The organism is Bacillus sp. R86525 (assembly GCF_042466195.1).
Taxonomy (GTDB): Bacteria; Bacillota; Bacilli; order Bacillales; family Bacillaceae_G; genus Bacillus_A; species Bacillus_A nitratireducens.
This window is the reverse complement of sequence record NZ_JAXHPX010000003.1, coordinates 37,440-50,161: the sequence shown is the minus strand read 5'-3', so window position 1 is coordinate 50,161 and position 12,722 is coordinate 37,440. Positions and strand designations below refer to the sequence as shown.

The 12,722-nt window shown below is 33.8% G+C and carries 16 protein-coding genes; all 16 read right to left on the bottom strand.

Annotated features, from left to right (window positions below):
- Positions 1–43 precede the first annotated feature (43 nt).
- The 16 genes from SJY24_RS00900 to SJY24_RS00825 all read right to left on the bottom strand — a co-directional run bounded on the left by SJY24_RS00900 (position 44) and on the right by SJY24_RS00825 (position 12,699).
- Positions 44–1,216 carry an ArdC-like ssDNA-binding domain-containing protein gene (locus SJY24_RS00900; RefSeq protein ID WP_377863402.1) on the bottom strand — a complete coding sequence of 391 codons (1,173 nt, stop codon included), beginning with the start codon at positions 1,214–1,216 and terminating at the stop codon, positions 44–46.
- Complete coding sequence (locus SJY24_RS00895; RefSeq protein ID WP_085313511.1) at positions 1,213–1,422, bottom strand: DUF5511 family protein; 210 nt, start codon at positions 1,420–1,422, stop codon at positions 1,213–1,215. Before SJY24_RS00895 ends, SJY24_RS00900 begins: the two co-directional genes overlap by 4 nt.
- Positions 1,423–1,458: 36 nt before the next feature.
- A complete protein-coding gene (locus SJY24_RS00890) occupies positions 1,459–2,115 on the bottom strand; it encodes a hypothetical protein (protein WP_377863401.1) in 657 nt (218 codons plus the stop codon).
- Between the two features lie 48 nt (positions 2,116–2,163).
- Positions 2,164–2,592 carry a DUF5514 family protein gene (locus SJY24_RS00885; RefSeq protein ID WP_085313513.1) on the bottom strand — a complete coding sequence of 143 codons (429 nt, stop codon included), beginning with the start codon at positions 2,590–2,592 and terminating at the stop codon, positions 2,164–2,166.
- 19 nt (positions 2,593–2,611) lie between these two features.
- Entirely contained in the window at positions 2,612–3,088 is a 477-nt protein-coding gene (locus SJY24_RS00880; protein ID WP_377863400.1) for a hypothetical protein, read from the bottom strand.
- A gap of 69 nt (positions 3,089–3,157) precedes the next feature.
- Complete coding sequence (mobP2, locus tag SJY24_RS00875; RefSeq protein ID WP_377863399.1) at positions 3,158–4,702, bottom strand: MobP2 family relaxase; 1,545 nt, start codon at positions 4,700–4,702, stop codon at positions 3,158–3,160.
- Positions 4,703–4,720: 18 nt separating this feature from the next.
- Complete coding sequence (locus SJY24_RS00870) at positions 4,721–5,317, bottom strand: hypothetical protein (RefSeq protein ID WP_377863398.1); 597 nt, start codon at positions 5,315–5,317, stop codon at positions 4,721–4,723.
- Positions 5,318–5,328: 11 nt separating this feature from the next.
- Complete coding sequence (locus SJY24_RS00865) at positions 5,329–5,616, bottom strand: hypothetical protein (RefSeq protein ID WP_377863397.1); 288 nt, start codon at positions 5,614–5,616, stop codon at positions 5,329–5,331.
- Positions 5,617–5,891: 275 nt separating this feature from the next.
- A complete protein-coding gene (locus SJY24_RS00860) occupies positions 5,892–6,749 on the bottom strand; it encodes a hypothetical protein (protein ID WP_001010349.1) in 858 nt (285 codons plus the stop codon).
- Entirely contained in the window at positions 6,746–7,021 is a 276-nt protein-coding gene (locus SJY24_RS00855; protein ID WP_000926960.1) for a DUF5513 family protein, read from the bottom strand. Before SJY24_RS00855 ends, SJY24_RS00860 begins: the two co-directional genes overlap by 4 nt.
- Before the next feature lie 88 nt (positions 7,022–7,109).
- Positions 7,110–7,718 carry a hypothetical protein gene (locus tag SJY24_RS00850; RefSeq protein WP_377863396.1) on the bottom strand — a complete coding sequence of 203 codons (609 nt, stop codon included), beginning with the start codon at positions 7,716–7,718 and terminating at the stop codon, positions 7,110–7,112.
- Between the two features lie 23 nt (positions 7,719–7,741).
- Positions 7,742–8,872: a bifunctional lytic transglycosylase/C40 family peptidase gene (locus tag SJY24_RS00845; protein WP_377863395.1), complete on the bottom strand. Its 1,131-nt coding sequence runs from the start codon at positions 8,870–8,872 to the stop codon at positions 7,742–7,744.
- Between the two features lies 1 nt (position 8,873).
- The gene (locus SJY24_RS00840) at positions 8,874–10,808 is read right to left on the bottom strand and encodes a VirB4 family type IV secretion system protein (protein ID WP_215596514.1); all 1,935 of its coding nucleotides are present in this window, start codon (positions 10,806–10,808) and stop codon (positions 8,874–8,876) included.
- 16 nt (positions 10,809–10,824) lie between these two features.
- Positions 10,825–11,493, bottom strand: a complete 669-nt coding sequence (locus SJY24_RS00835) for a hypothetical protein (protein WP_085313525.1) — start codon at positions 11,491–11,493, stop codon at positions 10,825–10,827.
- Between the two features lie 64 nt (positions 11,494–11,557).
- Positions 11,558–11,872, bottom strand: coding sequence for a DUF5592 family protein (locus SJY24_RS00830; RefSeq protein WP_085313519.1), 315 nt, complete (start codon positions 11,870–11,872; stop codon positions 11,558–11,560).
- 62 nt (positions 11,873–11,934) lie between these two features.
- Complete coding sequence (locus tag SJY24_RS00825; RefSeq protein ID WP_000939229.1) at positions 11,935–12,699, bottom strand: hypothetical protein; 765 nt, start codon at positions 12,697–12,699, stop codon at positions 11,935–11,937.
- Positions 12,700–12,722: the final 23 nt, after the last annotated feature.

Here is a 12,722-nt window from a genome sequence, read left to right as displayed (position 1 = left end):
GTTAAAATTTCTAATAAAAAAGAACACCCGTTAAAGTGTCCTTTTATCTCTCCATTTGTTGCATGTATGCCATACGTGCCATCCTTCTCGCTTCTTGCTGTTTTATAGCGGCTGCATCTTCAGTTTTTTCTGTTTCATTAGATAAAAAAAGATCAACCTTATTCTGCTGTTCCTCAGAATGAGATTGACCTTTTATGTCCCCTTTATCTTGTTCCCTATTCTTTTCGCTCTCTCTTTGCAATTCAGAAATTTTCTTATCAATTGTATTTATAAAGCCACTTGCCGTTTCATGAACACGCATAATGGATTTATCTTTCTCTTCTACATCCTGTCCATTGTTTGTCCATTGAGCGATATAAGGTACTGCTGCTTCGCTTGTATCCATACCATAATGTTTACACACAATATAAGATGTTAGCTCCGCTTCAAACTCTTGTGTAGGGGCATGTTCTAGTGAAGAAACCTTATTATTGTGTAACTTCGCATGAGCTAATTCATGGATTGCAACTGACAACTCATTCGTCTCAGTGTTCCTTGTATTCATCACAATTTGAGCATAGGATGAACCCGCAACTTCAACAAATGCACCATGTGTATTCCCTAATTCTTTAATCAATGCGCCTTGTCCCATATCTTTAATTTTAATATTTTCTTTCTCAGCCAGTGCATGGATACCAATCTTTAACAACCCTTTATTTTCTTCATTTACTTCAAAATCAAACTGACGATTAGGGAATATTTTAGGCAAATCCTCAGGTTTAGCATTTGTTTGCGAAATATCAAATGCTGTTGCTTTCAAGTAATAATTTGTTTGCTTCTCCACTTTCAACTCACCATTATCCACTTGTTTCTTTTGTTCCACTGTTAATTTAGTTAATGGAATTGCTAATTTTGTTTTTGGATCTCTTACAAATTCTTTTACATAAGGATGAAAAACCTTCATTGCTTTTTCACCCTTATTCACATGAAACCCTGCATCTTTAAACGTTTTAAAATTTGCACATGCATAAGCATTTATAAATTGCGAACTAATCAACTGCATGTTTCTAGGAGAATAATTACTAAACTTCGCCATAAATTCAGCTAACTCTAGCATGTCTTCTGTAGACTTATAATACTTCGTAATATCAGTAAGAACCTTGTCCATAATTTCTTGTGTTTCTTCTTTAATTTGCTCTTTTGTCTTAGGTGTATATTTCTTTTTTGTGTAAGTCATTCGCAAATTACTCCTCGTTCTTCATCATATTTAACAAATGGTAAACTATCATGTTCCGCTGCTCCATGCATAAACTCGACATAGGCTGCCGCTTCTTCTTCAGAAACTTTTACGATAACTTGTTTATTAAATAAATATTTACTTAGATGAACCTCATTCTTTACTTGATCCACATGAGCAATCATATAAAAATTGTTTTGAGACATAATACACACTACCTTTCTATTAAAGAGTGATTTAATCTATTGATCCTTAAAAATCCCATCTATTTTTTCTAGCGTTAAAAACATTTTATCTATTCTTTCTAAAGTTAAATCCTCAATTTGAAACCTTATTTCATCATCGTCCTCTTCTGGCTCCATTTCTACCCACTCTCCATCGTAAGTCACTGGAATGAAAGTGATGTTTGTCTTTGACAAGTGTTTAAAGGAATCTATTTTTTCAAAAAAATAAGATTTGGCAGTCTCTATATTTTCCGCCACAACATCAATTGAGCAATCAATAGATCTAGAAAAATTAGAATAAGTTTTTTCTACACGAATTAAGAAACTGTACAAAACCCCTTTTATTTTCCGATCATAAGCATCACCTAAAATGAATAATGCTTCTATACTTTCCTTTGTTTTGTCATGAATGAAAGGTTTATTTAAAGTGATTCCTATACATTTTCTGGTCGCTCCCCCTGAATACAGACCGTCAATATCATTAACTTTAAAACCTTGTTGCTCAACTAGCTCAAGAATATTATCTAGACTCATTACCTCCACACCTGTATAAAGTGTCGCTGGTGAATTACCATCCATTGAAAATTCTATTTCAAATTCCTTTTTTTCAGGTAACATTGATTCCAAATTCTCTTTCAATTCACTAACGGTTAATGTTTTATATATCATTTTCATGTCCTAACTTCTCCTTTTCACATAATAGATTACACATACCGCTTTCTATTACAGTGCTAATTTAAAATAAACCTTTTCATAAGTTTGTTTTCCTTTGCCCCAAGTTATATTCCAATCATCTAATGAGCCTGAATAAACTTCTTTAAATTTTAGAATCGGATTATCCATCGAACCCACTATCACAATTCCAAATCCTTTATCATATGTAGAATCATCCTCATGTTTTTTCCACAACTCAAATTCTGTAATTTTATATTTTTTAGCAAAATCAATAACCGTTTCCAGTAACCAATTTTCATTTTTTTCTTCAGTTATCTGCTTCTCAAAATCCACCTCAAAACACTCACCATAATCATCTTTTCTGATTAGAAAATGATTTTCTCCTTTCTTTATCTTCTCTTCTATAATGGTTCTATTTTCTTCGTTACGGCTAAATCTTGTACTTGAAACGATTGAATAATAAACTTTGTTACTCATTTAAAAACCGCCTTTTATATTAGTATTTTATTACTTCATTTATAAATACAGCATAGTTATCGCCCCAACCAATCTGATTAAGGTATTTATTAAACTTCTTCGATTTAAACCATCCCTCATTCGGATTAGGCTTTAACGATTTCGTAGAACACCATTGATAATACAGATTTTTTACTGCATAATAACGAGCTTTTACTATTCCCTCAAAAATAGAACTATTACCATATCCATTTTCTTTTTCGACATTATAAAGTAAATAATAAACTTCATATCCATTCGCTTCGCCTAATATCTCTCCTGTTTCTTTATCCTTTAAATAAAACGTTTCATCTATACAAGCCGCTTTGCTATTAGGAAAATCATCATTAATTTCTTGTTTTAGTTTTTCACTAATTTCATTTTGAAACACAACCCATTTCTCTCTATTTAAAATCATATTCCACTCCAAAGGAGTGACCAACAATACGTTTTCCGTTTGAATATTATTCTTTTCCATTGCTATCACCTCAACTATTTTTTATAAACCTAAAAAAGCAGATGCACATATCACACCTACTTTTCAAAACTAATATTCCATTTCTTGTTGTCGTGCAATTCGTTCTTGTACTCGCTCATACTCTTGTTCTGCGCGCCATTTTGTTAAATCATCATTCAACGCTGCTTCAATATTTCGGACATCTTTTTTGCGAATTAATGGCGGTTTGTATTGAGAATATGTGGGGTACTCTCTTCTTTTTTCTGACCGCCCCCTTTCATATTTCTTTTTAATCTGTTCATTTTTTTGCTGAAATTGATACAGCGGATTATCTTCATAAGGGTTCTTTTTCTTTAATTCTTTTAGTAAGGAATTACCCATACGCTTCTGCATATCTTTCATTTGATTCTTTGCGTAATCCTTATCTTCCCTTTCCGACTCCCCATATAAACCTTTTTGAAAGCTAGATTCTTTGTCTACAGCTTCCTTATATTCATTAAAAATCGGATTGTCTTTCATCAACAAACCTGTCAGTTCATCAATTTTATTTCTTGTTTCATTCGGCATTCTTTTGCTGCCATATGTCCAATCTTTTTTGTTACTAGGTAACCCGTTGTATATCTCTTGTAATAAAGTAACTTCCCTATTTGGTTGTTTTTCTTTTGATTGTAGATACTCCTTTTTGACTTCTTGCACTAAGTTATTTCTTAGATTAGATATTCGACTCAACTCACTTGTACGATCTACGAGAGAGTTCGCAAAAGTTGTTTTCATATGATCTAGTGTACTTTGTTTCCGTTTCCCTTTTGGCTCATAAAAAGTTTCTCCATCCACTTTAACTTCGACTAGCTTCCTTCTATTTTCTTTTTCTACTGTTCCGTAGTGAATGTGAATGTGTTCTGTATTCCGATGAATAGATGCAAACCAAAAGCCGTTATTCTCTTCAATTTGTTCATCCTTGAATAACTGTTCCATCATTTTATGACTTGCATTTCGAATCCGATTTTCATCTAATATATCCGTTACAGGATCATATAGTTTCTGTTCTATTAAAAATTCTGTATCGAATGAGATAACATCTTGATAATAAACCGAACCTTTATTTTGTGCTTTTCCCACCAACTCTTTTATTTCATTTAAATCATTGGAGGTAATTACATTTTTATCTTTCGAAAAGACACCTGACAAAATCCCTTCTGCTTTTATCTTCTCCTGCATTTGTTCAGGAGACAAATCTTCTATATGTTTATTAAGCAATGACATCTCTTCTTCTTCCGTTTTGGTCATTTTCTTTTTGCTTTCTAGCGCATATTTTCTTCCCATATAGCTAACATACTTTTCAAAATCAGTCGTAGTATTAAAACTGTTTGGAGAAGTTAAAAGCACTTTTGCTTCAGCTTCTTTTTCAGATACACTCACTTTCTTTTGATTAGAATGAGGACTTCCCCTCTCCATATCAAAAGAGTCAATTGCATTTTGCAATCGACTCAGTTCGGTTAATTCTGTATTTGTTAATGTATGTCCATCTTTCAAAAGTGCTTTTTGCCTCATGCAATAATCTACATACGTTGTAAAACTCTTTTGGTTTGGAATGGTATATTGAGATGTTAATATGATACTTGGTGATTTCCCCATACATCATTCTCCTTCAAATTATTCTAATTCTTGTCGTCTATGTTCGGGGATTTGTTCCCACTCAATTTCCTCATACATGGTCTGTCCTAATCTAGAAATTGCCTTATGTGGTTTACCTTTTTTCATGACAATTTGTACATCATCCGTAATCATCGGTAATGTTTTATTTGCAAAAGACGGTGTTTTAACTTCTCGCTGTAAGTGTTCCTGCTCTTGCATGTTTACTTCTATCGGTTCACGTTTAACAGTTCGAGAGAACTTACCTTCCGACTTCTTTGTAACAGCAGATGCAATTTCACTTTTAACTTCTCGCTGCAATTCTTCTAAACTTAAATCGCTCCCTGATCGTGAGATAAGTTCCATGTTTAACTTAATTAATACATCCATTTGTTGTTTCATTGTATTAACAGATTGCGTTAAACCTTTCACTTCTTTTTTCAAAAGTGATACATCATCCTCACCTTTTCCTTCTCTCATTTTTTCATCTAATAATACAATGGCATGTCGCAATACATCTGCTTCCTTAGGATACTCTGGGTACTGCTTAAGAAAGTCTTGTACGATATCAACATGTATTTGATTTCCTCTAAATTGAAATAACTTTACATAAGTCATTTATAACACCTCTACTCTTCTTTCAGCTTTATCATTGCAGCCACAAGTTCATGTGTAACATCTATATACTCTTGTAACTTATTCTCTTGTCTTTCTAATGACACGGTAACATTGCCGACTGCTTCATCAAATTTATCTTGCTTAAACTGAAGCAAAGAATGTTCTACATCGTTTTGAATTAGATTTCTCAAATATTCTGCACGAGTATACTTCCTGTTCAATTTCACACTTAGTAATTCACATCTCTTATCAATATCTTTTATATACTTACGATCAATATCTCTTAATAAAATGTCCATTTTATTACGTCCTTTCTCTTTAATGCATAACTAAAATAGTCGCATTTCTTCCTTTCTAGTTAAACATTAAAGACAGTGATTAAAAGAGCATAAGGAAACCTGATATCGCTTTGTAAACAAAGCGCTTAAATAGGCTGTGCCTATTAGGTTTCTATACATTCTTCATTGATATCTCCTCAGACCTATTTGTATGTGTTTTGCATGCGTTTTTTAGCACTTCGTATGCGTTTTGTATGTGTCTGTATGCGCTTTGTATGCGTCTAAAATGCACCTTTTTATATCGTTTTTTTCTTTTCACTCAACAATTGAATTTTCTTTTCTTTCATTTTGATGTCTTCTTTTAACACATCAATTTCTTTTTGATGATTGTTAATAGTAGACTCATTTGAATTTATGGTGTTTTTGGTTTTTACTTTTTCGCCCTCTGTTTGGTACTCCATTTCTTTTGTTAACTTTTCATTTTTGATTTTTAATTGCTTCATAGCTGAAGCTTTATCATCAATTTTCTTCTCCATTTCTTTCATTTCTTTTCTCAATCCCTGTTGTGAAAATGCAAGATACTCTTTTTCATAGAAATCTTTCGATTCCTTTTTCAATTCTTTGTTAATCAATTTTTCATTTTCTAAAACGTACGTTTTCAAGCTCCGTTCCTTTAGATCATCCACGTCCGTTTGCAATTCAGGATGAATATATTCAGGCTTCACAACCGAAGATACAACGCCAAATTCTTCAGGAACATTTTCACTAATTACCACAATGTAATTATCACTTGCCCGATAAACCTTCGTTTTCACGCTATTATCTTTTTGTTTAATGTATTTATTCTCTACTTTGTATTTCATATTACTTAGAATTTGAGAGTCATTATCTGCCCTTAACTCATAATCAATTCGTAGCGTTTGATTGAATGGATTGTATTCTTTTTTCGCAACTGAAATCTTTACCGTGGAGGACAAACTCTGATACTCACCTATTTTCATTTCTTCAAATTTGTATGTCGCTCCACTAAAAACAGGAGAAATACAAAGTACAAAAAACACTGTGAAAAAGCTTCCTAAAGTAAATAAATACGCCTTCCTTTTTGTATTTGCAGGCTTTCTACCTTCCTTATTCATTCCAAAATTAAAATTCATTTTGTTGTTTCTCCTTTCACATTTACTACGCTCACTTGAGCGTGAATGTTTTCAAGTTTATAATTTGTATACTTTTCTTTCCCATTAACACTAGACTGATATTCACGTACAATGAGCCATTCCACTTTTTCCCCAAAGTTATAATCAAACCATGTTATCGGGATTTCAATAAACTTATCTTTTCGAATACCCTTCTTTTTTCGTAGACTTAAAATTAAATACCTACCTTCTTTTACATAATCATGATTGGGTTTTAGTTCACTCAAAAGCATGATGTTACTCCTTCCTGTTAGATTTATTTGTTAAACGAAAATCCCCATACTAGTTAGTAAGGGGATTTTCGTTTACATCATTTTCTATTCATCGTTTCACTGGATACGGATTATACTCTACAACTTTAATTTCTTCTCCTTGCTTTTCTAGCGTTATCTTTACAACACTGTTGATCGTTGTTTTTTTATTTTCTAATCCCTCAATTGTGTACTCCACATCGAGTAAAGCCGTACATTTCTTAGAAATATCACCTTCTGAATTAATGTATATTGCAGCCTTATTTACATGTGATTTGAAGTTTGGATCGCCTAAATCGTCTGTATTAGGCGCTACTACATCTACTACCTTTTTGTCCGTTATTTTTAACAAGTTGTTTCGTCTCTCGCCCTTATTTTGTACCGAGTAATCTAAATAAGCATGTACAAATTGATTCGCAACTTCTCTATATTTGTTTTGTAAATCTACTGTTGGGTTAATTTCTTTTTTATTTTCGTCCGCTGCACCCTCATTTACTTTTTTACTTTCCTGCTCCAACTTCACTTGTAAATCTCCAATTTGTTTCTCTTTTTCCGATACAGTCACACGATACTTTTTATCTTTCTTATCAAACTCTTTCGTTGTGTTATATGCCCATATTCCGTTAAACGCCAGTGATAAAACCAACGCTCCACTTAAAATCTTTGATAGATTATTCATTTATTTTGCACTCCATTTCTTTTTTATCTTGGTACTCTTCTAATCCCTGCATAGTGTTGTTGCCAGTATGATGAGGTAAATTGATGGTATCCAACACCGCTACCGTTCGAGTCATACATTGTATTTGCATCTACATAGATACCCACGTGACTGACATGATTCGGCCCACCGTATGTCCCTCTGAAGAAAACTAAATCGCCTGGTTGTGCATCCTTCGGATCAACTTCTACAGTAAAGTCGTATTGCGTTGCTGCCGATATAGGGATCGTAATACCTGCCGTTTTATATGCCCAATAGGTTAAACCGCTACAATCGAATCCTTGCGAAGAACTCTTTCCACCCCATACATACGGATTACCGTTGTACTTCAGCACTTCATCCATCATGACTTTAAATGTTTCTGATCCATTTACTGGTGCGGTCCCGTTATTAAAACTTAAATATTGTTTCACCATTTCTGCATAATAAAAGTTACCGCCATTGATATAGCGATAACCACCGTTGTAAGCAATTGCTACTGCTTGACTATATCCAATTGTTGTTCCATTTTTATTACCACCAGCAGGAGCAACAACTGTTAAAGAATAATAATCAGCCGTTTGTAAAGAATGCGTTTTACTATTTGTCGCTAACCAATGCACATAATTACGACCAAAGTTGTATGTTTGTACAATGGCTAACAAATCATTAATCCCTAGCATTTTCGCATCATCAAATGCGCCTTTTAAATGCATAACACCGTAGTAAATAGAATCTTTTGGGTTAGAAATTGTATTCATTGCCCAACCTTGTGACTCTGAAGACTGCATAATATCAGGTAGTTTTTCTGAAATACCATTGCTCTCTACCATAATAATTGCTAGTACATATGGAACTAGCTCTGGTACACCTTGCGCTGCACATTCCTGTTCCACCATTGCTTGCCACCTCATGACCTCAGGTGGTAAATTTTGTACTGAAGCATTCCCACTTATGCCACCATTCGGTGTACCTGTAGAGCTTTCTCCACCCAAAATCGCCATACTAACAATTAAAAGAATCGTAATGATTGCCGCAATTATTACTCCTGTAGAACCACCTAATAAACCAACTAACCATTTTACTCTTTTTACTTTCTTATACTTTTCTATTGCTGTTTCTTGTGTGGCTGCCATCTTACTGACCACCTTTAAAACGTTCTAATTGTTTCTCGTCAGGATCAAACATCACGTTATATGTCTCAGTAGAGCTTACTTGTACAATTGCTTCCCCACGTTTTAATTCAGGCAAGATACGAAACTCCGACTCTGTTAAACTCTCACCTAGAACACTTTTTAAAGTCTCTAACACGGAATTATCCATGTTCAAAAATATTTTATATTGAGTCAGCTCAAAGATAGCTTTCATCGTAGACACATCAATCGTACTTCCCGGTGGTGGTAACATTTCTTGCGGTGATTGTGTCGCAAAAAATATACCTGCAAAGAATTTTCGCATCTCACGTTCGAACTCTAGCACATAACGATTGGCAAATTCATTTTGCGAATTGATAATGTTATGACACTCATCGAGAAAGACCATGAAATACTTAACGTCTTCTATTGATAAGTTTTTTTCTTCTCGTAAATACTTCATTTGACGACCATTTTTAAGCGCATGACTCCAAATCAATGTTAATGCGGTAAACAATTGACAGTTAAAAACTGATTTATCGTATTTTGAAATCCCATCAATATCAAAGAAAACAATCTGTTCATTTTCAAAGTTTTTAAGTGTTGTATGACCGTTAAACATGTCACCGTACACCGTAATCATATCCTCCACCTGCAATTTTATTGCTTCTAAATCACGGTGACGTTGTGGTGTTGCTCCTACTTCTAGCTTCAGTCTATTTAAATATTTATAAAAGTCTTCTAAGATCGGGTAATGATTAGGTGGAAATCCAGTTACTTTATAAGGGCTATCACTTCCCTTTTGAGGAACCAGTCCCCATTCAATATAGAAAGCATACAAATGTTTACGAAACTCTTGAATCACCGTATCATCAAATTCTGAATTTAAGAATCGAACCATATTTGTGACTTTAGAAATATGTTGAATGAATGAACCTTTCTCATCAACTGCACCTGTATTTGTGATTTTTGTTGCGAATACTTCTAAGGGGTTTATCATTCCTGTTTCTACTTCTTCTGAATCTTGAACCCCACTTAAATCTATAATTTTACCACCTTGTTGCTGCACAATTGTGTAATAATCTCTTGCTTTATCAAAACCACGAATGAAGCAATCTTTCGCAACCAATCCCTCTTCTATTTGTTTAAGTAGTGTTGATTTACCAGCACCCATCTTACCAAAGATAAAACCACTAAATGATGTTCTAGTACCTGTAGAGAAAAACGGGTCTAAAATAAATGCTCCACCTGTAGAAGTTTGACCTAGATAAATTCCTCTTGGGTCTTTTAAATCTTGATGATGAAACGGAATACCAAAGCCAATATTTTTTGAAGGTAATGGATAACCACTTTTTACTCCCAAGTATTCTATTTGATCGTCATAGCTGGCAAACAATGTTTGCCACTCTACTTTTTGTTTAAAGACGTACACTTGCGCCTTATAGTCCTGCCCTGCAATTTCTTTCTTAATATCTCCAATTCTTTTCTCCAATTGTTCTAGCACTGGATCATATATGAAGATACGCAACTGTATGAGTTTAACAATTTCACCTTGCTGCGTAATAGAACGAGCAAAGTCAGTTAAATTTTGTAGTTCCCAATGTGCATCATCACGGTCAGTAGAGCGACGTTCTGACGTCATACGGTCTTTTAATTCAGTAATAGAACGGTTAATGTCTTTTACTACTTCTTCTTTATTTGCGGTCGCTATGTCTACACTTGAAACGGTATCTTTATTGTTCATGAGTGCCGTTAACCATAGTGGAGGAATATCTTCAGCAAAAGAGTACACATGTAAACACGCGACATAGCAATCGCCTTGTGCTATGTACTTCTCATTAAATTTAATGCCACCTTGCGGCTGCACCCTCTGAATAAAATCTAGATTATATCCTTCATTACGATATTTTTGTTGTTCTTTTTTTCCTAACTTCACCATTATTCGTTTCCCCCTTTTACATTTCTGAATTCATGTTTTGTAGCTTAAAGATCAGCTTCTCAACTTCTTTTGCTTTCATATTCTGCATATTAAATTGACGTCCACCATAGCGCTTCATGTCCTTCACATTCTTCACTAACTCTGTTTCATTTTTTGCATACACAACAATGAAGAACGCCAATTCCTTTAAATTCTTTTCTACCCACAGTACCCGATTTAAATTTTCAATTGCTAAACTGTAACGTTGATACCATAAGTGTTCTTCCTTCTTTTCTGACACATCCTGACTCATTCTCCCTTGAAATCGTAGCGCCATGCGCTTCCAGTACACCTGTTGTTCTGTTGTTTCCGTAGAATACGTTAGAGACAAAACCTTGAATGGCTCATGATACACACGACATAAACTAGTTAACTGATTCATAAATCGTTTTAAATCATCTTGGTTCATAGAAAGTAAGTCCGTTGTCTTTACCTTTAAATACACCTGCAAATTGTCTCTATGATCCACTAAGACTCCTGTTTTTTGTTCCAGTCGTTTATAGGGTGCAACATCAACAATTGATGCATCCGTATTTTTAAAAGAAGCAAAGATCGTTGAAATAAAACTTTGTTTTCCATTACTCTTCTCTGACTCAACTTGTCTCTTTCGGTTTACTTTTTTAGATTCAACTGTCGCAACTTTCATCTTCATCTTTCCTTTCATGAGATATAAAAAAAGAGAGCACTATATCTGCACTCTCCTTTCATTCCTATTTCTTTTTTGTTTCGCTACTTATGGTATTTACTTCAATTGGATGATAGTTTTTATTGTCCATCTTCAACATATCCAAAATCACAAATATATTTCTGTTTGTAGGACTGTTATGAGGTTTAATACATAAGAACAACCCAAACGCCCCAAACAGCACATAAAACATAATTCTTCCAAATCCTCCGACTGGAACAACCTTCGGCATATAACTTGCTAGAACTAACATTAGAACTATGATTGCTCCATCAACGATATAAAAGAAGGCTAATTTAATTTCTTGCTTTGTATTTTTAGGATTACGCATCATTTCCATTGGTGTTCACCTCCATTTTATAATTCCATACTATATTCACTCATTTCTTATCCTTACAAAAGTTATTTATACGGTTTACTTCCAAGAGCCTTAAATCCTTCGAAAATCATATAACACATTAGTACTACGAGGTATAAACTACTTGAAACACTAATAATTTCTTGTCCACTTAATACATAATGTTCATTTCCTATTCCAAATAATTTTTCACTAAAAACAAATGATTTGAAAGGAATATACTGCATAGCTCCTGAAAATTGTAATCCCCAAATAACTAAGAGGATCATTAGGATACGGAGATAAATATTGAATAACAAACCTGAAAATTTCCCTATTATCTTTATTCCATCAAGCAATGGTCGATTTGATCCACTTAATGAAAGTTTCCTTCTTTTTTCAAATTCTTGATCGTTTACTTCAAAGAATTTAAAACATTTTCGTGGCGCTTCTATAATCTCCTGTTTAAGACAAATTTCTTTTGCCTTTCTCCATCCTAGTTTTTTCACCAAGTATGAGTCTGAATGAAAAATCTCTAGCCACCATGGCTTATCTTTCATAAGAAGGTACTGTCCCCATAAATAAGCTAAATCTATCGCTTGCTCTTTTTCATCTAAATCAGTGAATTGAGGTACGATTAATGTATAGGGCCTTCTTTCACCCTTACAATTCCTCTGCATTCCTTCAAAATCATGTATCCCATTTAAACATCCCCCTGTAAATGGATGTACTAAGGAAAAAGTAAAACTTTCTTTTATTTTTATCCCTTCTTCAGCTATTAAACTTAAGATTTTTTCTCTAGGTGATTGAATCTCTTCTATTTGTAACAACTTTGTTTCTCCCCCTTCTAAAT